The organism is Lysinibacillus sp. RU7, assembly GCF_057837305.1.
The window spans coordinates 54,872-77,425 of record NZ_JBYQFK010000014.1 but is presented as its reverse complement, the minus strand read 5'-3'; the positions used below and the strand labels follow the sequence as shown (position 1 = coordinate 77,425).

Sequence of the window (22,554 nt, the reverse complement as noted above, 5' to 3'; positions counted from 1 at the left end):
AGATAAATATGTACTATTCTAACTTATCTCATCATTCTTTCAACTAAATAATGTAGTTCATAATATTGACACATTCTCGATATCAGGCTATTGTTGTTACGTAAAGTAACCAGGATATTAAGTGTTACCTATATAATAAAGGGTGCAACTACTAGAATATAAAAATATACCCATTTTACTAAACACACTAGTAATCAATTAAGTGAATCGAGGATAACATCATGAGTCAGTCAACGAAAAAAATCCACTATGCGTGGTGGGTATTATTAGGATTAGTTGTAATGGTCGGAGCTGCTAAAGGTGGCATTATGACTACAGGGGGATTATTTTTAACTCCTGTTACTGAAGAGTTAGGCATTGGCATGGGCAGTTTAACATTATACTTTAGTATATCATCCATCGTCACAATGATTTCCTTACCAATTGCAGGTAAGTTGATAACAAAATACAATATTAGAGTACTTTTAGTAGTAGCGGTTATTTTAGAGGCAGGCTCCTTTGCGATGTTTGGTTTCATGAACTCCGTATGGGGTTGGTATTTATTTGCTATTCCAATGGCAATGGGGTCTGTATTAGTAACGCAATTGGCAGGTCCTGTACTCATTAATAATTGGTTTAAAAAGCACAGAGGTTTGGCAATCGGCATTATGGTCGGAGCTGGTGGTTTAATCGGTGCTTTCCTTCAACCCGTAGCAGGTAATTTAATCGCGAGTGAAGGCTGGCGAAATACGTATATTATTTTAGGGGTCGGCGTAATGGCGGTCGTAATCCCGGTCGTGCTCTTAACGATACGAATGGCACCACAACAAAAAGGGCTACAGCCATATGGTATGGCTGAAATGAAGCCAAATCAAGAGAATCAAGTATCAACTACTACAAATAGCGGTGTAAGTTTTAAAATAGCCAAAAAATCAAGTGCTTTTTATTTTTTAGTCATTTTCTTCTTATTCGACACTTCCATCGGTGCATTTAATCAACATGTTGCACCGTTTGCAATGAGTTTAGGCTACGATATTAAGTTTGCAGGGAATGCGATGGGTACTTGGTCGGTCGGTGTTGTGATCGGTGCATTATTTTTCGGTTTCCTCAGTGATAAAATTGGCGTGAAAAATACAACGATTGCCGCGATGCTGATAGGATTAGTACCAGTAAGCATTCTCTTAACAACTCCTGAAAACCCATTGATGTTTACGATGGCTACAGGCTTATATGGATTTGTTGTTTCCTCTCTTGGAACATTAGGACCTCTTTTAACGACAGCTCTATTTGGCAATAAAGAGTTCAGTCAAATTTACGGACTTGCAATAACGGGCTTAGCCATTGCAGGGATTGTAGCATTACCTGGATATGGTTTTATTTTTGAAGTCACAGGTAGTTACACGTATGTGCTATACGGTATTTTTATTATGTTTATCTTAAATGTCGGAGCGATTATTTTCGCATTTAAAGGGAAAAAGAAATTAGAACAAGCAGGATTGTGGCATGAATAATAGTGAGAAGTGATTGCTAACTGCTCATTTCAGACTGTAGGAAAACTCGAAAAAATTCGAGTCTGCCTACAGTCTTTTTTTATCCACTCGCTGCCTTTTATCCACGCTCTGAAGTTTGTTTTCTAAGTATAGAAAAAAACGGATTGGGCAAATTATTCAATGAGTTTCATTCTATTTGATATGAGGGATTCAATAGTGAGACATTTTCTAAAGAGGATGAAAAAAAGTGACAAGCAGAAAAACGAGAGTCATATAGCAGAAAAACAAAATGAATTTCAAATCGAAATTGGCACAAAGCTAGAAGAAAATTTGGATAGCTTACAAACAATGCTAGGGAAGCCAAGTGATTTAATTATGCGTGAAGTGAATATAGGTGAAACGAAACTTAAAGGTGCCATTTGTTATATTAGTGGATTGACCGACAACAATCTTGTTAATAATAATATTCTTAAAAATATACAAGAGAACAGCAAACAAGTTAATTCAAATATTTTAGAACAAATTTATCAAGACGTAATTGCTATAACTGATATTACAAAGGCTCGAACATTAGATCAAGTTTCTAATGCTATCTTATCTGGAAGTACTGTGCTTTACCTAGATGGTAGTGATACGGTATTAATTATGGGAACAGAAGGGGCAGAGAAACGTTCAATTGAAGAACCACAGACTGAATCGGTAGTTCGTGGTCCACGATCAGGTTTTGTCGAGAGCATACAAACGAATATTACTTTGATTCGCAGAGAATTAAAGGACCCCAATTTAAGGATTGAAACGTATGAGGTAGGTAGACGTTCCAAACAAAAGCTAATGGTTTGCTATGTAGCCGGCATTGTCAATCCTGAAATTGTAGATGAAATTAATCGTAGGTTAAAAACAATAGACATTGATTTTTCAACTGGCTCTGGATTCGTGGAGCAATGGATTGAAGATAGTTTTCTGTCTCCATTTCCACAGCTATTGGATACGGAAAGACCGGATCGATTGGTTTACTCCATGTTACAAGGGAAAGTAGGCATCCTTGTAGAAGGGAGTCCTTTTGCACTAATCACACCGGTTGTATTTAGAGATGCACTGGAAAGTCTTGAAGATTATACACAACGTTGGTTAATTGGTACATTCCTAAGATTAATCCGATACTTATCTGTTTTTATCGCTGTTTTTCTGCCAGCTATTTATGTAGCCTTGGTATCCTATCATCCAGGTCTAATACCGTCACAACTTGCTTTCTCTATTGCAGGAACAAGAGAAAACGTTCCTTTTCCAGCCATTGTAGAAGCACTGTTAATGGCTGTCACATTTGAAATTCTTCAAGAGGCTGGAATACGTCTCCCGAAACTCATCGGTCAAACGATTGGGATTGTTGGGGGAATTGTCATTGGAGAGGCAGCAGTTAGTGCAGGAATTGTAAGCCCTGTAATGGTCGTTGTAACAGCTCTTACTGCTGTTGCTTCGTTCACCATCCCTAATTACAGTGTTGCCATCGGACTTAGAGCTTTACGTCTAGCCTTTATAACAATCGCAGGGATATTAGGGATTTATGGAATCATTTTAGGCTATATCATGCTAAATATTCACATGGTCAACCTCAAAAGCATGGGGATTCCTTATTCGGCACCATTTTCTTCTAAGTTTCCTAGTGATTTTAAAAATCTGTTTATTCGTCCACCTATTATGGCATTAAAAGAGCGACCTTCTTATCTTCAACCAGCGGATAAAGAAAAAATAAATAATGGAGGTCAAGACGAGTCATGATCCCGTTTAAAAGTGTTGACAAACATATAAGTGACTACGAGTTAATGCTTTTAGTAACGACAAATACGCTAGGCTTATTAATATTGTCCTTACCTAGGTTAATTGCTAATGAAACTGTCTCTTCAGATGGATGGATTGGCATTATATTAGGTGGGGCAGTAGCCTGTTTATTTAGTTGGATGATTGCGAAACTAGTATCCAAATTCCCAGGACAATCCTTTTTTTCTTTTTCAACTGAGTTACTCACCAAGCCACTCACTATCATCATTACGTTTTTATTCATCTTGCAGTATGTAATGACATCTAGCTATCATGCTAGGGTACTTACAGAAATTTCACGACAATATTTATTTGATCAAACACCTGTCCAGATTATATGTTTGGCCTTTTTACTCGTTGTTGTATACGGTGTTTCTGGATCTCAGGTAGGTATTTTTCGTTTAAATGTATTATTTCTGCCTATTATTATAGGCATTACAACGCTGATTTTGATTTTATCTTTAGGATCCGCTGAGCTAAAAAATCTATTTCCGGTCTTCCAGACGGACATTCAAGGTTATTTGCAAGCGACTACTATTAGTTTTCAAGCATTTATAGGATTTGGAGTTATTCTTTTTTATATCTCCCTTGTAGAGAAGCCAAAAAACACACCTAAAATAACAACATTAGGTGTGTTTTGGGCAATGCTTCTTTATCTGTTAACTTATATTATTTGCATCGCTGTTTTTGGTAATATCACTACTTCAAACATCATCTATCCTACATTAGAAGTAGCGAAATCTATCCAAATTCCAGGAGGCTTTTTCGAACGTTTTGATTCGGTATTTTTTTCCGTATGGGTAATGACGGTATTTATTATATGTTTAATCGCATTCGACATTTCGGTTATGTTATTTCAATTTATCTTTACCAAGATGAAAAAAATAAATATTGTACTCATGCTTTCTCCGATTATTTATTTCTTAAGTATGATACCTAAAGATTATCTTGAGTTAATGAAAATTACCGCTGTTTTTAATTACTTTATACCAACTTATTTATTTATCGTGTTCGTTTTATTGGCCGTTGCGTATAAAATGAAGGGCATGAAACATGTTGAATAAGTTTGTACGAATCATTTTTAATATAGTTGCATTATTATTTCTTACTGGCTGCTGGGACCGAGTAGAAATTGAACAAAGGGCCTTTACGGTTGGCATTGCCATTGATTTAAATGAGGAACAGAATACTGATCAACACACTACGCTACAAATGACACAGCAGGTGATTGTACCGTCTGTATTCAATTCAGCCCAAGCTAGCGGAGAGGGGCAAGCTTTTCGTAACTTAGTTGGAAGTGGAAAAACCATTTTTGAGGCTAACCGAAATACAACCAATCTGGCTAGTCGTAAAATCAGCGCAACAAACTTAGAGGTAGTCCTTTTTTCAGAAGAAGTGGTCAAGGAACCGAATCTATTTGCTAATTTAATGGACGTATTTCTTCGAGAAATGGAAATGCGCAGAACGATTAAGGTAGCCATTGCAAGTGGAGAAGCAAGCAATTTGCTGAATGTAGAACCTGAACACGAAAAAGTTCCAGCAATCTATATTAATGGACTGTTGGAAAATGACGAAAGCCTCATTGCCATAAAACCAGTTAAATTTGGTGAAATTCAAGAGAATCTTTTGTCTAAAACGAGTTTTATTCTTCCTCAAATTAGAGTATTTAATCCAAGAAGCGTTGAATATGAAGGGATAGCTGTTTTTCAAGGTGCAAGTAATAAGGTTGTAGGTACTTTTCACGGAGATGAAGCAAAAGGGGTCGTACTGCTGAGAGGAGAAGTACGATCAGGTAGTATAGATACAACTATAGATGATATTAGAATCGCTAACGAAATTCTTGATATGAAAAGTGAGATTGCTCTTACGAATAAGAATAAGAATAAGAATAAAAATAATTTACAATTTGATATAACTCTTACTGTACGGTCAGGTATTGCAGAAATATTAGGCGCAGAAAATTTACTAAATGAGAAGAATTATGGACGAATACAAAAAACGTTAGAAGATGAGATGAAGAAGTTCACTAAGCAAACAATTGATACACTACAAAATGAAATGAATGCCGATGTTATAGGGCTTAATCATTATTTATATCAATATCATTATAAGCTTTGGGATTCGATTAAAGACGACTGGGAGTCTGGTGCAAACTACTTTGCTAAAAGCAAAATTAATGTAAACGTCAATGTCATCATTGATCAGCCTGGAAATATTAACAAAGTCCAATAAAAAGGAGGAATAGTATGTGGAATATAGTTATGGAGCGTTTTCCAGTAATGCTCACTGTTATTTGTACGATACTTGCATATGCTATTCCTTTTTCTATATATAAAATCAATCAAAGACTGCATAAACATAATAATCCACCGTGGAAGAATGAAGAGAAATAGAAGTTCTGAAATAACATATATAAGTAAATAGTTATTTACAAATACATAAGCTATCGTTAATATATAAGTGTATTCTTATATAAGGAGTGATAAATATGCAAATCGAACTGATGGAAAAGCAGTTAAAAGCATTGGCAGATCAAAATCGGCTGAAGTTGCTTTCCTGTCTAAAAAATGGGGAAGTGTGTGTATGTGAATTTGTGGATGTGTTAAATATCTCACAACCTGCTGTTAGTCAGCATTTACGAAAATTAAAAGATGCCGGCATCATTGCAGAAAGAAAAGTTGGTACTTGGAAGCATTATCGTTTAGCTGAAAATCCATCGCCTATTGTTCAACGTGTGATTGATGAGCTAAAAGCTGTTTCTATTTGTGCATGTAAAAGTACGGAGGATCGTTCATGTTCATCTTAGCAAGTTTAATTTTTATTGTAACGTTAATTTTTGTTATTTGGCAGCCGAAAGGACTGAATATTGGCTGGTCTGCCTGTGCAGGTGCGCTTATTGCACTCGCTGTAGGTGTGGTTGATTTTAACGATGTACTCGATGTTGTTGATATTACATGGAATGCCACATTAAGCTTTATCGCAATTATCATCATCTCGCTCATTTTAGATGAAATTGGTTTATTTGAATGGGCTGCTTTACATATGGCACGCGCGGCAAAAGGGCGTGGCATCAAAATGTTTGTCTATGTAAGCTTACTTGGGGCGATCGTTGCAGCACTTTTTGCCAACGATGGCGCGGCATTAATCTTAACACCAATCGTTCTTGCCATGGTTCGTAATCTACAATTTAAAGATAAAATGATTTTTCCGTTTATTATGGCAAGTGGTTTTATTGCAGACACTACATCTTTGCCGTTTGTCGTCAGTAATTTAGTGAATATCGTATCTGCAGACTTTTTTGACATTGGTTTTGTTGAATATGCCGTACGCATGTTTTTACCAAACATTTTCTCATTAATCGCAACAATTACGGTATTGCTACTGTATTTTAATAAATCGATCCCACGTACTTATCATTTGACGATGTTAAAGAAACCTGAGGAAGCCATCAAAGATAAAAAAATGTTTCGTTTATCTTGGTATGTGCTAACGATACTTGTCATTGGTTACTTTTCAAGTGAATGGACAGCGATTCCTGTATCTTTCATCGCAGGAATTAGCGCCATTTTCTTCTTACTAATGGCTAGAAAAAGTTCTGTTGTCAATACAACAACCGTTATAAAAGGCGCCCCGTGGAATATCGTGTTCTTCTCCATTGGTATGTATGTAGTTGTTTATGGATTAGGAAATGCAGGATTCACAGAAGCACTAGCTGGTGCTATTGAATACACAGCTGACCAAGGACTGTTTATCGGTACAATTGCAATGGGCTTTATTGCTGCCTTTTTATCTTCCGTGATGAACAATATGCCGACTGTCATGGTCAATGCGTTAGCCATTGCTGAAACGAATACAACCGGTGTAATGCGCGAAGCACTGATTTATGCGAATGTCATCGGTTCTGACTTAGGTCCAAAAATCACTCCAATCGGTTCGCTTGCTACACTTGTATGGCTGCATGTGTTAAGTCAAAAAGGTGTGAAAATATCATGGGGCACTTACTTTAAAACAGGCATCGTGCTGACGATTCCAATACTATTTATTACATTAGCGGGCTTATATATTACACTGCTAATCATTTAACAGGAGCTAAAAGAATATGTCTAAAAAGTTGATCTATTTCTTATGTACAGGTAACTCATGTCGTTCTCATATGGCAGAAGGCTTTGGAAAAAAGTATTTAGGTGATAAGTGGGAAGTAAAAAGTGCTGGTGTAGAAGCACATGGCTTAAATCCTAATGCAGTAAAGGCAATGGCTGAGGTAGGTATCGATATATCGAATCAAACATCCGATATCATCGATGTAGAAACACTAAATAGCGCAGATTTCATCGTCACTTTATGTGGAGATGCAGCTGATAAATGTCCAATGACACCACCACATATCCGTCGTGAGCACTGGGGCTTTGATGACCCAGCAAAAGCAACGGGATCAGATGAAAAGAAATGGATCGTGTTCCAGCGTGTACGCGATGAAATCAGTGAACGCATTCAACGTTTTAGTGAAACAGGTGAATAATCAAGGGCATGTCTCTTGATTTTTTCATCCTTTATATATAACAAAATACTTATGTAAGGTGAGGGAAATCATATGGAATTCAAAATCATTAACCAATCTTCAACTTGCTGCGGGCCAAGTCATGCTTGTTGCGATACAAAACTGCCTGTAGCGATTATCGGTGCGGGTCCGATTGGATTAGCAGCTGCAGCACATTTAAAACAACGCAATATCCCATTTTTCGTGTTAGAAGCAGGGGAGCTTGCAGCGAATGTTCGCTCTTGGCAGCATGTGACGCTTTTTTCGCCTTGGCAATACAATATTGATTCTGCCGCACGTGCATTACTAGAACAAACGAATTGGCAATCTCCACAAGATGATGTCATTCCTACAGGTAAGGAGCTGATTGAACTTTATTTAGCACCACTGGCAAGGTTGTTCGAGAAGCAAATTCATACAAACCACCGTGTTGTTGCCATTACACGTGAAGGAACAGATCGTATGAAGTCGGTGAAGCGTGAAAACAAGCCGTTTATCATTTATGTGGATACATGCTGTGGCACTAAAACGATGAAGGCAAGTGCGATTATCGATGCTACAGGCACTTGGGGTAATCCGAATCCAGCACTAAGTAACGGCTTATGGCTACCGGCAGAGCAAAAGTTAGCTGACCGAATCGAGTATCTTATCCCAGATGTTAATAACAATGAAGAAGTCTATGCAAATAAGCGTATTGCGGTTGTTGGCGGTGGGCATTCAGCGATCAATTCTTTACTAAATTTAGCAACATTGAAAGAAAAGTTCCCAAACACAGCGATTACATGGATTTTACGTAAGCCGCGAGTAGAGGATGCTTTCGGTGGTGGCTCTAATGATGAACTAGCAGCTCGTGGAGAGTTAGGTATACGCATAGCAGAGCTAGTAAAAAAGGGCTTTATTCAAGTAGAAACACCTTTCCATATTCAATCCATTCGTGAACAGGAAGGGATTGTATTAAAAGATGAAAACAAAACAATCGGGCCATTTGACCGACTAATCGTTAATACAGGAAGTCGTCCGAGCTTCGAGATCCATCGTGAATTACGATTCCAGGCAGATGCTATTACAGAAGCTGTACCTGCACTTGCACCACTGATTGATCCAAATGAACATAGCTGTGGTAGTGTACCTGCACACGGTGAAAAGGAATTACGCCAATCTGAGAAGAACTTTTATATTGTCGGTTCCAAATCATATGGGCGAGCGCCAACATTTTTAATGGCAACAGGTTACGAGCAAGTCCGCTCAGTCGTAGCTTATTTGGCAGGGGATGTAGAGGCTGCAAGAAATGTGCAACTCTATTTACCCGAGACAGGCGTTTGTCATAGTGGAGCAGGTGGGTGTTGTTAAAAAAGCTAACAATTTAGCTGGAAAATGAATGTTTTTATTTAAAAAGGACGCTTTACGAATAGCTGTTGTAATAAAAAAGAAAGAAATTTACTAAAAAAGGTGCTTGCGTGGAGGTTGAAAATCTTCGCGAACAAGCACCTTAAATGCGCTTTTTTTCGAAAAATATATCGTAATCCAAAGTGTTTGACATGCTTCTTTATGATGTGATTACCTGTAAAAATAATAAATACCTTTTTTAAAAGAGTCACTACATCTAGGGTGTTTACACACATACCTCTTTGTAGAATGCTACAAGGAATGAGAAATTGCACTGCAGGAAATCAAGTGAAATGGATTCATTTTCTTTGAAATTACTAGATACATTAGTTTAATTAAAATTCGGAAACTTATACAGAATTATTCGTTATCATAACAACGAAGCATTCTATATCCAACTCGCACATGGGTCTGAATAATTTTTGGATCAGATGGGTTGTCTTCTATTTTCTTTCGAAGTGTGGCCATAAAAACTCGTAGGCTAGGGACATCTGATTGAAGCACATTATGCCAAATTTCCTTTAATAAAAAATTATGTGTTAGCACTTTACCCACATGCTTTGATAAAACAACCAGTAGCTTATATTCAATCGGCGTCAAGTGTACTTCTTTTTCATTCACCATCACCGTATTTGCCAAATAGTTAATTTGTAAATTACCGTTCACAAAAACAGATGGCTCACTTTCTAAATGATGTTCGTATGTCGTTCTTCTTAATGCCACTCGAATCCGAGCCAATAGTTCATCAACACTGAACGGCTTTGTCACATAATCATCTGCACCAGCATCAAGTGCATTAATTTTATCACGCTCTTCCCCTCGGGCACTGACTACAATGATAGGTGTTTGTGTCCAACTTCTAATTTTGATAATAATATCTATACCATCCATATCTGGTAACCCTAAATCTAAAATAATAACATCTGGCTTTATTGAAAGAACCTTTTGTAGCGCGCTATTCCCATCTCTAGCAATATCGAATTCATAATGCTGAGTAGTTAGAGTCATTTTTATCAAATTACCAATAGCTACATCATCTTCTACTACCAGAATTCGTTTATCCATCGATATTCATTACTCCTTTTTTCAGTGAAAAATTGAAAATCGTCCCTTTTGGTTTATTATCTAAAACAGTTAATTCACTGCCATGTAGTTTTAATATCGTTTGACACAATGCTAATCCTAACCCTAGACCTCTTCGGCTATCACTACGTTGTATTTGGCCGCTTGTAAATGGTATAAAAAGTTTCTCTTTTAAAGAATTATCGATGCCTGGTCCATCATCAATAATACTAAAATGTACAAGTTCTTCATCTTCTTTTACAATTACATTAATTTCACTACCTGCCGGTGTATATGTCAATGCATTATCAATAATATTAATCAATACTTGTATAATGAGGCGTGCATCCATTAAAGCAAACGAAAGTTCTGGTTCCACATGGTAAGATATGTTATGCGTATTATTTATATGAACTACATGTAATAGTGCCTCTCGAATAATATCCTCCACAAGCTCTAATTGCATCTCTAAAGCAAATTGACCATCTTCTAGCTTAGAAACAGCCAGTAAGTTCTCAACCATTTGAACAAGCCATTTTGAATTTTTATAAATATCTTGGTACAATCTGTCTTTTTCAATATCTGGTATTTGATTTGCATTGCTCAATAATATATCGGCATTTCCAGAAATAGCGGTAAGTGGCGTTCGTAAATCATGGGAGATTGCACGTAATAGATTTGCCCTCATTTGTTCAAGTTCAGCTTCTCTAGCTACTTCTTCATTTAGTTTCTGCAAATACCATTTATCTAGGGCAAATGAAAAATCATTAACGATGGCGTGTAAAATATTTCGTTCAAAAGCAGGTAACGGGGAATGTTTTGACAGTGCAACACCAATTACTCCCTTAACATGCCCACTGGAAATCACGGGTAAATAATATGCATTCACTTCTGGAAATGTATCTGTTGAAACGCCTGCTACTTGTTTATTGATTATTACCCAACTTACTGCACCAAGCTCGTTCGTATTTTCAAAAAGCGCTGCTATTTTTTTATTTTCAATGCTTGAAATGCTCTGTGAATGAAAAAAATTTGAATTTACGATAACGTTATGTTCTATTTCAAAAAATTGTACTGGTTTATCTACTAGTTTAACTATTTGTGACATGCCTTCAGTAATAATTTCTTCTATTGATTTGGCATATTGTAATCTGCGATTTGTTTCAAGTAATACTTCCATTCGATAAGATTTGAGAACCGCACTGGTTTTCTTTTCCTTTAATTTCTTCGTTAAACTACTGGTGATAACGCCTGACAGGAACATGATGAAAAACGTTATAGGATAACCACGATCATAAGCTTCGAATGAAAACCTCGGTTCAGTAAAAAGAAAATTGAATAGGAGAACCGCAGTAATTGAACTAATGATGCTACTTATCCATCCCGATGACCAAATAGCAAGTATTAATACACCTAAAATATAGATGGTGATAATATTCCATTCACTTACACCAACACTAAAAAAGTATAAACCAATCAGGGAAATAATACCGAATACAACTAGCATTTTGAATAAATCTTGCCATTCAAATAAAAGGTGATTTCTTACTCTAGGAAAATAAAATTGTTCATTTTCTTGATCGGGCACAATATGTATTGCTAAATTCGGTACATATTCATTGAGCCGATCACTAATTTTAGTATTTGGTTGCCACCATTTTTTTTTCATAGCAGTTCTTCCAATAACTAATTTAGTTACGCCACTAATTTGTGCATAGTTTGCTAGGGCTACAGCTACATCATCTTCCTGAACAATGACCACATGCCCACCAAGTTGTTCTACAAGCTTGATATGCTGTTGTAACCTTTCAGTATTAGCTTGATTTTTATTATTATCTATATTTTGTACATAAAGAGCAGTAAATTTCCCATGTAAAGCTTGTGCAAGCCGTGCAGTAGTTCGAATAACTTTAGCGTTTGTAGGGGAACTACTAATACCCACTAGTAAATGCTCTTCTATTTGTACACTTTGTTTAAAACAGTCACTGCTGTTTACCTGCTTATAATTAATCGTATCAGCAGCTCTTCGAAGAGCGATTTCTCGAAGTGCCACTAAATTTTGTTTACGAAAAAAAGATTCCATTGCTTTTTCGGCTTGATGTTTTCGATAAATTTTACCTTCTTGTAAACGTTGGGTTAACTCATCTGGTTCAATGTCAACAATCTTTATTTGTGCTGCTTGATCAATTAAATAGTCTGGAATACGTTCTCGTACCTGTACGCCTGTAATTTCTTCAACTAAATCGTGGAGACTTTCAATATGTTGAATATTTACAGTTGTATACACATGGATACCTTTTGCAAGTAATTCCTCTACATCTCCAAAACGCTTTTTATGCCGCATAGTTGGTACATTGGAGTGTGCTAGCTCATCAATTAAGACAATTTCAGGTTTACGTTTTACCACAGCATCGATATCTAATTCTTGAAATTTCTTTCCCTTATAAATTATTTTTTTTGTGGGTATTTGCTCAAGTCCTTCAAGTAAAGCTAACGTATCTGGACGAGGGTGCTGCTCTACATAGCCAACTACTACGTCTTTACCGATTTTTTTTGCCTGGTGTGCTGCATCTAACATGGCATAAGTTTTTCCTACACCAGCGGCATAACCAAGAAAGATCTTCAGCTGTCCTACCGATGGGTTTTCATTTTGAAGCCTTGCTAAAAACGTCTCTGGAGTTGGACGTATATCTTCCATTACCCTTCACCTCATTTATATTATAGCGCTATCTTTCATTAAGAAAGTGTTAAGATTGTCACCTTTATGGTTCCTTAATACAAAACGCTAATTCCTAACACTTCATTAATTTGAAAATCAGTATGATGAAAGCAATCAAAATAAAGAAAGGGTGTTTCAATTGATGGACATTTATATGATTGGCTTGCTAATCATATGTTTTGCAAGTCTTTATGCATTAACAGCTTGGTGCTTCAAGCTAGTTAACAAAGAGTAGGGGGAATCATTATGTGGATTTTCATGGGAATTGTACTAGTATTACTTTTTGGTTATCTGGGGCATGCATTATTATATCCAGAAAACTATTAATAGGTATGGAGGAGGTATGAAGTATGTGGCAAATAGCCATTGTATTAATCATTTATTTACCGATTGTCATTATTATGGGTCACTATTTATTTAAAGTGGCCATGCAACAAAAAACATGGCTGGATCCAATAATGGATAGGGTAGATGCTATTATTTTTAAGCTATCCGGTATTAAGCAAGCCGAGATGACAGGGAAACAATACGTCCTTTCCTTAATTCTATCAAATGGCTTTATGGTATTCATAGGATATATTTTATTACGCATCCAATTTACGTTGTTTTTAAACCCAAATGATATTGAAAATATGGAAGCATCTCTTTCCTTTAATACTATTATTTCATTTATGACCAATACAAATCTTCAACACTATAGTGGTGAATCAGGGCTTAGTTATTTATCACAGATGTTAGTCATCATATTTATGATGTTTACATCTTCAGCGACAGGTTATGTAGCTTGTATGGCATTTTGTCGTCGTCTTGTAGCTAAAACAGATACACTCGGCAATTTTTATGTCGATTTTGTACGTATTATTACACGTGTATTAATGCCTTTATCAATTATCGTTGCCATTATTTTAGTATCTCAAGGCTCACCGCAAACCTTTAATGGAAATCACATTGTACAAACAATAGAAGGGAAGCTACAAGATATTGCACTTGGACCTGTAGCGTCTCTCGAATCGATCAAGCATATCGGGACAAATGGTGGTGGTTTCTTTGGAGCGAATTCAACAACGCCATTTGAAAACCCTACAGTTATTTCTAATATAGTGGAAATATTATCTATGATGCTATTACCTGGGGCTTGTGTTGTAGCCTTTAGTTTAATGGTTGCTTACAGAAAAAAGAAAACGCTGTTTGGAAAGCAAGGGCTCTCTATTTTTGTTGCAATGAGTCTACTGTTTTTAATTGGGCTAGTGACTGTGTATATGGCTGAGCGGGCTGGAAACCCAATGATTAGTGAACTCGGTATCAACCAGGAACTTGGTAGTATGGAAGGTAAAGAGATGCGCTTTGGAATCGCTCAATCCGCATTATTTACAACAGTTACAACTGCTTTCACAACAGGATCTATCAATAATATGCACGATACATTAACACCACTCGGCGGTCTTGTACCGATGTTTAATATGATGTTGAATGTTGTATTTGGAGGAAAAGGTGTCGGTCTCATGAACATGATGATGTATGTGCTACTGACAATTTTTATTGCCTGCCTAATGATTGGCCGAACACCACAGTTTTTAGGAAAGAAAATTGAAGAAAAGGAAATGAAGCTAATCGCTCTTTGTATCCTGATCCATCCAGCAATTATCTTACTATTTTCAGCACTTGCTGTTGCAACAACTGCTGGAGTGGCTGGTATTACGAATCCTGGTGCGCACGGTTTATCACAGGTTTTGTATGAATTTGCATCTGCTTCAGCGAATAATGGTTCAGGCTTTGAAGGATTATCCGACAACTCGACATTTTGGAATGTGACGACAGGTCTGGCTATGTTCTTTGGTCGCTATTTAACTATTATTATACAGTTAGCAATCGCTTCACATCTTGCTAAAAAGATGTGGCACAGTGATTCAGTAGGGACATTGAAAACTGACAATACGATGTTTACATTCTTACTTGTGGCCATTGTCTTGATGATTGGGGCTTTAACATTTTTACCTGCATTAGCACTTGGGCCAATTACAGAGCATTTACAACTATATTCGTAATGAGGGGGGACATTTATGGAAACTGCAAAAAAAAGTTTTATTACGGGCAATTTGCTAAAGAGTTCAATGATCGATGCTTTAAAGAAATTCAATCCTGTCTATATGATTAAAAACCCTGTCATGTTTGTCGTGGAGATAGGATTCATCTTTGTACTGTTATTAGCTTTTTTTCCAACTATTTTTGGAAACGGAGAAGGAGAGAATGAGAGAATCTATAATGCCATTGTCGCTATGATTCTTTTTGTTACAATTTTATTTGCTAATTTTGCTGAGTCAATTGCGGAAGGACGAGGGAAAGCACAGGTACAATCCTTGAAAAAGACAAAAACAATTACTCAGGCACGTGTCCTTCTTGCAGATGGTTCTGAAATTATGAAGCAGGCACATGAATTAAAGAAGGGCGAGATTGTCTTAGTTCAGGCAGGAGAGGTCATCCCAAATGATGGAGAAGTCATTGATGGTATAGCAACGGTAGATGAATCTGCCATAACAGGGGAATCAGCACCTGTTGTAAAAGAACGTGGTGGTGACTTCGCTTCTGTAACTGGTGGTACTACGGTTACTAGTGATTGGCTAATGATTGAAATTACTTCAATGCCTGGTGAGTCGTTTTTAGATAAAATGATAACGCTCATTGAAGGAGCAAGTCGCAAAAAAACGCCAAATGAAATAGCGCTAAATACGCTTTTAGTAAGTTTAACCATTATTTTTTTATTAGTCGTTGTTACACTCTATCCGATGACTGCTTATTTGAATGTACCGATATCTATAGCAACGTTAATAGCTCTTACAGTTTGTTTAATTCCGACAACAATTGGCGGATTATTGTCTGCCATTGGTATTGCAGGAATGGATAGGGTAACACAATTTAATGTCATTGCGATGTCTGGAAGAGCTGTAGAAGCTTGTGGAGATGTAGATACGTTAATCTTGGATAAGACAGGGACTATCACTTATGGAAATCGTATGGCATCTGAGTTTTTACCGACAAACGGAGTAAAAAGGGAAGAATTAATACGAGCTGCATGGCTTAGCTCTCTTACAGATGATACACCTGAAGGAAAGTCGATTCTATCATTAGCTAAGGAATTAGGTGTAAAGACAGAAAATGAAGAGAGCATTAGCAAATCAAGTAAACATATCCCGTTTACTGCACAAACACGAATGAGTGGTTTGAATCTGAAGGACGGTACAAAAATTCGAAAAGGCGCTTACGATACTATAAAAAAAGAAAGTCTCGAAGCAGGGAATGCTATACCATCCAACTTAGAACAGCTAGTCCATCGAGTATCTTCTGTAGGCGGTACACCTCTTGTTGTATCAGTGAACAATAAAATTTTAGGTGTTATTTACTTAAAGGATGTCGTAAAAGCTGGTTTAAAAGAACGCTTTGAGCAGCTTCGCGCAATGGGGATTAAAACGATTATGTGTACGGGAGATAATCCTCTTACGGCAGCAGCTATTGCCAAAGAGGCTGGTGTGGATAGCTTTATTGCAGAAAGTAAACCCGAAGACAAAATTCAGGTTATTAAAGATGAGCAGGCACTTGGGAAAGTCGTAGCAATGACCGGTGACGGTACAAATGATGCACCTGCACTAGCCCAGGCAAATGTTGGTCTTGCTATGAATTCAGGAACAAATGCAGCCAAAGAAGCTGCTAATATGGTCGATTTAGATTCAAATCCAACTAAAATCATTGAAGTTGTAGAAATAGGGAAACAACTACTCATGACGCGCGGTGCATTAACTACCTTTAGTATTGCAAATGATATAGCTAAATATTTCGCTATTATTCCAGCAATGTTAATGGTTGCTGTACCAGAGATGAGCACTTTGAATATTATGAAACTCTCTTCACCAGCAAGCGCCATTATCTCTGCATTGATTTTTAATGCGGTAATAATACCTTTATTAATCCCTATTGCTATGAAGGGAGTAAAGTATACGCCGATGAGTGCCTCAAAATTATTAAATAAAAACTTGCTTATTTATGGATTAGGCGGCATAATTGCTCCTTTTATTGGTATAAAATTGATTGATTTACTGGTTGGGCCACTATTCCACACATTAGGGCTATAGGAGGGGAGGGAAGACATATGCATAAATTTTTTGAAAGCTCAAAACAAGCGCTGTTAATGACTATTACTATGTTCGTTTTATGTGGTTTTATTTATCCATTTGCAGTAACTGGAATTGCACAAGGGTTATTTCATCATCAAGCGAATGGCAGTTTAATAGAAGTGGATGATAAAGTTGTTGGATCAGAACTGTTAGGTCAAGCCTTTACAGCACCGGAATATTTCTGGGGACGTGTTTCATCCGTTAACTATAATGTATATACGAAAGAAGACACGATACTAAATGAAAACGGAGAATTAAACTATGGTGGTGTTAGTTCAGGGACGTTTAACTATGCGCCATCCAATCCTGAACTAAAGAAGCGAATAGAAGCAGATATAGCAGTATTTCTACAGGCGAATCCGACAGTGAAACGAGAAGAAATTCCTGCTGATTTACTGACAGCTTCAGGCTCTGGACTAGATCCACATATCAGTGTGAAGGCGGCAGAAATTCAAATAGAGCGCATTGCTCGAGCTAGCGGACTATCATTAAGCCAGGTCCAAGAGATTGTAGAGACTAACATAGAAAGACGCGCGTTCGGAGTATTTGGGCAAGATAAAGTAAACTTTCTGCTGGCAAATCTGGATATAATGAGAAAAATGAAGGAAAATAAAGATAGCTGAAGGAGCCCATTAAGAAAAACGGGGATAAAAACCACAAGTGACTGAAAAAATGATTTTTCAATAAAATATGCTATTTAGGATTTAGCGCATTAGTGTTTATTTTCTATGGAATCTACATACCGATGTGCTAAATCTTTTTTAGTAATATAGAACTTTGTGAAAAAAGGTATTTAAACCAATTGCTCGTTCACAACGGGCTTTAATGCTTCAACACGAGAATACATTAAACCAGGCCTGTGTGTAAGTTTTGTTCCTTAGTAAGCTAGCGCGGACTTTAGTGGAAATTTGCAAAAAGACAAATCGTTTTGGATTACCAAATGTATTCCTAAGATGGTTCATTCTTCAGAGAACGGTATTACTTAAATAATTTAAGCAATTTCTTTATTCAAGTAATATGGCTGTGATTCAATAAGAATTAAACAACTTTATTATTGCTCAACACAATGACCTGATAATGGATTATTCCACTTAAAGAGAGTTAGTGATTTATGTTACAATATTGCGAGTGAAATAGTTTTTGACTGATTTGATCAAGTAGTAAGCAAAAAAGAAAAAGGGACAGTAACAACATGGAAAACGTATCAGATATAGTGAAATTAGAATCATTAAAATCTTTACAATCGACAATCAGTAAGCTCCAAAATGCCTTGTCCCAGATGACTCAGAAAGGTGCAAATATTACTTTAGTAAAGAAACGACTCAAAGCTGTTTGCATCGGGCTAGACGTGCTAGAAAACGTGTGGAATCAAAAGCCACATCACTACACCTTAGAAGATTTAGCAGAAGCTCGCACTGTGCTTACGGGTTTATTTCCATCCATTGAGAAGGTTTATGCTAAGTTAAAGGCTGGTAGTGCCCAAAGAACGTTGTTAACAAGGCGAATGAAAGCGTTGGAACTAGCTGTGCACGCCATTGATGATCAGGTTGCTAACAAATAACTTATCGGAAGCTGAGATATAATGCGATAATGTGATTGACGATGTTTAAAAGATAAATAGATAGATATTTTTATGATTTGTTAACAACCAGTCGTAATCAGTTAAAAACGATTGGTTTTTTTATGATTTATAATAGCAAGGAAAATACATCATTTTTAGCAGCATAAAATTCCATACCGTACTGGTTAGTGTCTAAAACGCATGGTCTCTTTGTAAAATTCACTATTTCGTCTCACTATTTAAAGTATACTTTTGAGACGAAATTTACTTCCTCTAATTTATATTATGTTAACTAGAAATTTTAAATAAAAATAAGACTGTTTTTTCAGTCTCAATTTACACCCTATTGCATTTTTTGTATGATTTTTTTATCCACCAGCATACTTTTGTTCATTTGTTAACTTAATGTACGTAATGCTTTGTTCGATTACTTCATTCAATTTCAATTCATGTTCGTGGGCAAATTTACGTAATTGTTGTAAAGTGTTAGTTTCACATGTTGTTCGAAATTCTATCCGATCTTTTGGTCGATTATACTTATTTAATTGCATACTGTTTTCGATTAATAAGTTCTTGAAACCATTTTCTAATAAATGACCAACGTGTATCTTATTTTCAGCAGCCAGTTGTTTTAAATCATCTAAAATCGCTTTACTAATACGTATTTTATATTCAGTTCTTAGTGCTTTTTCAACCACATGTATACTATTTCCTTCCGTCCATTGTGTTAACCTGTCTCTTTTAGTAAAAACGCAATCATCCATACAGTCTTTATAAATTAGTTCAGCTAATTTGATTATACTTGGTTTACTTTTTACCCAAACTCGGAATATTTCGGTATTATTCTTTGTTATGATACTACTGACTTCACTTTTTAGCTCCCACGTTTGAAAAACTTCATGTAGACCTTCTGCAAACCATTTACTCGCAGTTGTAATATTCATCCTATACCCTTTTTTGTCTACTGTTCCATCTCCATCAATGACACCTCTAATAAATGATGGTAAATACTGTTCTGGCACATGTGGAAATTTTAGCGTTAATGACTTGTTTGGTGTAATCCCCATTTGTTCTAAGTCTTTTTTGATTTCTTTTGAATTCATAATAATTGTCGGTGTTGTTCTTGTTTTACCAAATGGCATTAAAACATAATCAGCTTCCATATATGTTGCTATCAATTTTAGAATTCTTTCATCTTTTTGAGAGAAATAAATACTATGTGTACTTTTATTGATATGACCATCCGTAACAAAAACACCTAGCACCCATGCCATTTTATCGTTCCAAAATTTGAAAAAATCTTCGTTTACTTTATGCTTTCTAGGTTGTCCTGTAGGTCTTGTATTGACCCCGTGTTTTTTCACGACATTGCGAATAGCACGCTCAGATAACCCTGTCTGCTCTATCATTAATTTGTAAGACATCCCTTGATTGTACATATGAATAATATCTTCATCACAAATATTCCACTTTCTCGGCATTCAAATCCCCCTCCAATCAACTTATGTATAACATACAAATTTTCGGTTGTTTTAATAAAGCTTTGGATTAACAGTTTTAAGTACAAGTAGTCCTCTCTTATGTGGCTGATTCTACCCCCTTATATACATTATATAAGAACATACGTTTCTTCGGAAGAGATAAGACTGTTTTGTGTTCATTTCGTTAAATAAAACCTTAAAATCAAAAATTAGTGTTATTGTTCGGTTTTCATTCAAATGAGGTTGTGTCCGGCCGATGGGAGATTGGCATTTCTATGCTTTAAATACGAACGTTATGCATCCGTTAAGTAATAATAGTTCGTTTTGTAGAGGGATTAATATAAACTTTATCGACAACAAACATTTTCTCAACCTCAAATTTAAAGTTCAACTCTTTTATTATGTCTTCACTAGAATGTATGATTAGGCAAAATGGCATTGGTTCTCTTTCTACCCCATAATCACTTCCTGATATCTGGTAACTTAATATTAATAAGACCGTTCAATCCAACTTGAACGGCCTCTTCTCCATTTGCTTATTCTACCTAAAAAAATTAATTAATTTGATTTCCGCGCTGTAAATTTTCGTACTAAAACATTTCTGCTACATAATTGGGATTTGGCTCCCGGTATTTTGAGAGCTTACGGTGAATAAACGATGTAATTATCCCCCCTCTCTATTCAATGTAAGCAGGCCATTTTAAAGGAGTAGTTCATTGAGAGTCATATAAAAGAGCAGATTGTTCTGTAATAAAGCACTTTAAAAGCAGTGTGTTTTTAATATAATGGCCTGTACTAGCTCACTCGACCATCATTCCCCATCCATCTGAATGCGCTCCAAAAGGATTCACCAATTCGTCCAATACTGCCTGGATTTCAATGATTGACGCCTTCATTGTAGTTTTGGGATAAAGATTGATTAAAAAACATCCTTTAACCCTTATCTAACCAGTAATTTCAAAAACCCCATTTTGAAAAAGGATTCATCAAAATGGGGTTGCTCTTTTAAAAAAAATATAAGATTTTCAGAAAAAAGTTTGCTCGTTTTCCACCTATGTTATTAACAAATAGCTCTCTTTTGTTGAATAGGCAACTTTCTTTTTCTTAACTCATTTCGCTTTATAACATCTGTTCATTTTCGTATCGGAAGCCATTTCCAATACGTACCACATCGCCAAAGCCATTCTATCGGACCATACTTGAAAAATCTAAGCCAAAGTGAAGATGAGATGATCTGTACTACCACTACCAGTGAGCATGTAATTGTTGCAACAGAGTATGAAACAGTTGTCTCACTTGGTATAAACATTGCAATAATAACTAATATAACGGATTGCCCAATATAGTTTGTAAATGCCATTCTCCCAAATGCATTTAGTGGGGATAACAATTTCTTTACTAAAGGTTCAAGCAAAACAAGACAGCTCACATAAAAAACAGAGAAAATGGGAGCGAAAGTCAAGGACAAGTTTGCAAAGTCATAAAAAGCATGATTTGATAATACTTGTGCTTCGGTTAATTCAACACCTTCCATATAGTGTACTAACCCATAGGCAGGTGCTTTTTGCCGTAGAAAAGCGACTAAAATACTCGTTACAACAAATGAAAGAACAGCAACTATCATCCATGTTTTTCGCCTTTTTATATAAGATTGAAATACATGGTACTGTCCGAACGCTAGACCTAGTAGCATTAAAGGCAAGGGCAAAAGTAGTTTGGCTCCAAAAAAACTCCCTATAATAACGCCCGCAATACCTAAAATTAAGTTAACCTGTTTCGGAACCTTATCAAAGAAAACAACAGGCACGCCTAAAATTGCATAAAGCAATAAAGCTTCACCAGGGTTTATTAGGTTATGTATTGCTCCTACTAAACCTAAGATCAACATACGCCGAATAAAAAGGGCATACGGACGATCGTTCTTTTCTTTAGCCCTCGATAAAAAAATCCAAATCCCTAATCCAAACAAAAAAGAAAATATAGCGTAAAAACGTCCTTCTACAAATAGATATAGGAAACGTTGAACCCAAATATCCTGCTGCGTTCCTGATAAGTTAATATTTGAGCTCCAAAAAGCAAGCACATTCACGAAAGGAAGCCCCATCAGAGCAAACCCTCTAATCAAATCAATAACGTTAATGCGGTTCTCTTTTATTACGGGCTCCATTATAAATTACCTCTTCCTTATGATTTTCATACGCTATTCTATTGAGTAGTCTGCCTACCCACAATACTATTCTTTCGCAATTAAAAGCTGCGTATAACAAGGTTTCATTATAAAAATAAAATCTTAAGAAAGAGTGAGGAAAACTATGAAGAAATTATTAAAGTGTGAATGAGCAGGATATTTCAAAACTT

At 36.3% G+C, this 22,554-nt stretch carries 17 protein-coding genes; 13 read left to right on the top strand and 4 right to left on the bottom strand.

Annotation, left to right across the window (positions count from 1 at the left end):
• The first annotated feature begins 221 nt into the window (after window positions 1-221).
• The 9 genes from AC3II9_RS11870 (at window position 222) to AC3II9_RS11830 (ending at window position 9,171) form a co-directional block, all read left to right on the top strand.
• Window positions 222-1,490 carry an MFS transporter gene (locus AC3II9_RS11870; RefSeq protein WP_489155678.1) on the top strand — a complete coding sequence of 423 codons (1,269 nt, stop codon included), beginning with the start codon at window positions 222-224 and terminating at the stop codon, window positions 1,488-1,490.
• A gap of 195 nt (window positions 1,491-1,685) precedes the next feature.
• The gene (locus AC3II9_RS11865; protein WP_489155677.1) at window positions 1,686-3,245 is read left to right on the top strand and encodes a spore germination protein; all 1,560 of its coding nucleotides are present in this window, start codon (window positions 1,686-1,688) and stop codon (window positions 3,243-3,245) included.
• The gene (locus AC3II9_RS11860; protein ID WP_489155675.1) at window positions 3,242-4,348 is read left to right on the top strand and encodes a GerAB/ArcD/ProY family transporter; all 1,107 of its coding nucleotides are present in this window, start codon (window positions 3,242-3,244) and stop codon (window positions 4,346-4,348) included. Before AC3II9_RS11865 ends, AC3II9_RS11860 begins: the two co-directional genes overlap by 4 nt.
• Window positions 4,338-5,516, top strand: a complete 1,179-nt coding sequence (locus AC3II9_RS11855; RefSeq protein WP_489155673.1) for a Ger(x)C family spore germination protein — start codon at window positions 4,338-4,340, stop codon at window positions 5,514-5,516. Before AC3II9_RS11860 ends, AC3II9_RS11855 begins: the two co-directional genes overlap by 11 nt.
• Window positions 5,517-5,530: 14 nt before the next feature.
• On the top strand, window positions 5,531-5,677 hold the full coding sequence (locus tag AC3II9_RS11850) for a hypothetical protein (protein WP_489155671.1): 147 nt from the start codon (window positions 5,531-5,533) through the stop codon (window positions 5,675-5,677).
• A 95-nt stretch (window positions 5,678-5,772) separates the two neighbouring features.
• Window positions 5,773-6,090, top strand: coding sequence for an ArsR/SmtB family transcription factor (locus AC3II9_RS11845; RefSeq protein WP_489155669.1), 318 nt, complete (start codon window positions 5,773-5,775; stop codon window positions 6,088-6,090).
• Window positions 6,078-7,367: an arsenic transporter gene (locus tag AC3II9_RS11840; protein ID WP_489155667.1), complete on the top strand. Its 1,290-nt coding sequence runs from the start codon at window positions 6,078-6,080 to the stop codon at window positions 7,365-7,367. The genes AC3II9_RS11845 and AC3II9_RS11840 overlap by 13 nt, the downstream gene beginning before the upstream one ends.
• 16 nt (window positions 7,368-7,383) lie before the next feature.
• Window positions 7,384-7,803 (top strand): arsenate reductase (thioredoxin), encoded by a 420-nt coding sequence (gene arsC / locus AC3II9_RS11835; protein WP_489155666.1) that lies wholly within the window; start codon window positions 7,384-7,386, stop codon window positions 7,801-7,803.
• 72 nt (window positions 7,804-7,875) lie between these two features.
• Window positions 7,876-9,171: an NAD(P)-binding domain-containing protein gene (locus tag AC3II9_RS11830; RefSeq protein WP_489155664.1), complete on the top strand. Its 1,296-nt coding sequence runs from the start codon at window positions 7,876-7,878 to the stop codon at window positions 9,169-9,171.
• A 396-nt stretch (window positions 9,172-9,567) separates the two neighbouring features.
• Here the strand turns inward: AC3II9_RS11830 and AC3II9_RS11825 are convergent, their stop codons facing one another.
• Together AC3II9_RS11825 and AC3II9_RS11820 are read right to left on the bottom strand one after the other, a co-directional pair.
• On the bottom strand, window positions 9,568-10,272 hold the full coding sequence (locus tag AC3II9_RS11825) for a response regulator transcription factor (RefSeq protein WP_489155662.1): 705 nt from the start codon (window positions 10,270-10,272) through the stop codon (window positions 9,568-9,570).
• Window positions 10,265-12,967 carry an ATP-binding protein gene (locus AC3II9_RS11820; protein WP_489155660.1) on the bottom strand — a complete coding sequence of 901 codons (2,703 nt, stop codon included), beginning with the start codon at window positions 12,965-12,967 and terminating at the stop codon, window positions 10,265-10,267. Before AC3II9_RS11820 ends, AC3II9_RS11825 begins: the two co-directional genes overlap by 8 nt.
• 371 nt (window positions 12,968-13,338) lie before the next feature.
• Here AC3II9_RS11820 and kdpA point away from each other — a divergent pair, with 371 nt between their 5' ends.
• The 4 genes from kdpA to AC3II9_RS11800 all read left to right on the top strand — a co-directional run bounded on the left by kdpA (window position 13,339) and on the right by AC3II9_RS11800 (window position 18,715).
• Window positions 13,339-15,033 carry a potassium-transporting ATPase subunit KdpA gene (kdpA, locus tag AC3II9_RS11815; protein WP_489155658.1) on the top strand — a complete coding sequence of 565 codons (1,695 nt, stop codon included), beginning with the start codon at window positions 13,339-13,341 and terminating at the stop codon, window positions 15,031-15,033.
• A 15-nt stretch (window positions 15,034-15,048) separates the two neighbouring features.
• Window positions 15,049-17,112 carry a potassium-transporting ATPase subunit KdpB gene (kdpB, locus tag AC3II9_RS11810; RefSeq protein ID WP_489155656.1) on the top strand — a complete coding sequence of 688 codons (2,064 nt, stop codon included), beginning with the start codon at window positions 15,049-15,051 and terminating at the stop codon, window positions 17,110-17,112.
• Window positions 17,113-17,129: 17 nt separating this feature from the next.
• A complete protein-coding gene (gene kdpC / locus AC3II9_RS11805; RefSeq protein WP_489155654.1) occupies window positions 17,130-17,777 on the top strand; it encodes a potassium-transporting ATPase subunit KdpC in 648 nt (215 codons plus the stop codon).
• Window positions 17,778-18,346: 569 nt separating this feature from the next.
• Window positions 18,347-18,715 (top strand): hypothetical protein, encoded by a 369-nt coding sequence (locus AC3II9_RS11800; protein ID WP_489155652.1) that lies wholly within the window; start codon window positions 18,347-18,349, stop codon window positions 18,713-18,715.
• A gap of 368 nt (window positions 18,716-19,083) precedes the next feature.
• On the opposite strand, the gene AC3II9_RS11795 is transcribed toward AC3II9_RS11800, so the two are convergent.
• Both AC3II9_RS11795 and AC3II9_RS11790 read right to left on the bottom strand, forming a co-directional pair.
• Window positions 19,084-20,196: an LAGLIDADG family homing endonuclease gene (locus AC3II9_RS11795; protein ID WP_489155650.1), complete on the bottom strand. Its 1,113-nt coding sequence runs from the start codon at window positions 20,194-20,196 to the stop codon at window positions 19,084-19,086.
• Window positions 20,197-21,328: 1,132 nt separating this feature from the next.
• A complete protein-coding gene (locus AC3II9_RS11790; protein WP_489155649.1) occupies window positions 21,329-22,363 on the bottom strand; it encodes a DUF418 domain-containing protein in 1,035 nt (344 codons plus the stop codon).
• Between the last annotated feature and the right edge of the window lie 191 nt (window positions 22,364-22,554).

What these genes read in the sequence shown, in the direction of transcription:
- kdpC (WP_489155654.1), top strand. Translation starts at nt 17,130, where the DNA reads ATGCATAAATTTTTTGAAAGCTCAAAACAAGCGCTGTTAATGACTATT.
- AC3II9_RS11840 (WP_489155667.1), top strand. Translation starts at nt 6,078, where the DNA reads ATGTTCATCTTAGCAAGTTTAATTTTTATTGTAACGTTAATTTTTGTT.
- AC3II9_RS11795 (WP_489155650.1), bottom strand. Translation starts at nt 20,196, where the DNA reads ATGCCGAGAAAGTGGAATATTTGTGATGAAGATATTATTCATATGTAC.
- AC3II9_RS11845 (WP_489155669.1), top strand. Translation starts at nt 5,773, where the DNA reads ATGCAAATCGAACTGATGGAAAAGCAGTTAAAAGCATTGGCAGATCAA.
- AC3II9_RS11825 (WP_489155662.1), bottom strand. Translation starts at nt 10,272, where the DNA reads ATGGATAAACGAATTCTGGTAGTAGAAGATGATGTAGCTATTGGTAAT.
- AC3II9_RS11790 (WP_489155649.1), bottom strand. Translation starts at nt 22,363, where the DNA reads ATGGAGCCCGTAATAAAAGAGAACCGCATTAACGTTATTGATTTGATT.
- AC3II9_RS11850 (WP_489155671.1), top strand. Translation starts at nt 5,531, where the DNA reads ATGTGGAATATAGTTATGGAGCGTTTTCCAGTAATGCTCACTGTTATT.
- arsC (WP_489155666.1), top strand. Translation starts at nt 7,384, where the DNA reads ATGTCTAAAAAGTTGATCTATTTCTTATGTACAGGTAACTCATGTCGT.
- AC3II9_RS11830 (WP_489155664.1), top strand. Translation starts at nt 7,876, where the DNA reads ATGGAATTCAAAATCATTAACCAATCTTCAACTTGCTGCGGGCCAAGT.
- kdpB (WP_489155656.1), top strand. Translation starts at nt 15,049, where the DNA reads ATGGAAACTGCAAAAAAAAGTTTTATTACGGGCAATTTGCTAAAGAGT.
- AC3II9_RS11800 (WP_489155652.1), top strand. Translation starts at nt 18,347, where the DNA reads ATGGAAAACGTATCAGATATAGTGAAATTAGAATCATTAAAATCTTTA.
- AC3II9_RS11820 (WP_489155660.1), bottom strand. Translation starts at nt 12,967, where the DNA reads ATGGAAGATATACGTCCAACTCCAGAGACGTTTTTAGCAAGGCTTCAA.
- AC3II9_RS11855 (WP_489155673.1), top strand. Translation starts at nt 4,338, where the DNA reads ATGTTGAATAAGTTTGTACGAATCATTTTTAATATAGTTGCATTATTA.
- AC3II9_RS11870 (WP_489155678.1), top strand. Translation starts at nt 222, where the DNA reads ATGAGTCAGTCAACGAAAAAAATCCACTATGCGTGGTGGGTATTATTA.
- AC3II9_RS11860 (WP_489155675.1), top strand. Translation starts at nt 3,242, where the DNA reads ATGATCCCGTTTAAAAGTGTTGACAAACATATAAGTGACTACGAGTTA.
- kdpA (WP_489155658.1), top strand. Translation starts at nt 13,339, where the DNA reads ATGTGGCAAATAGCCATTGTATTAATCATTTATTTACCGATTGTCATT.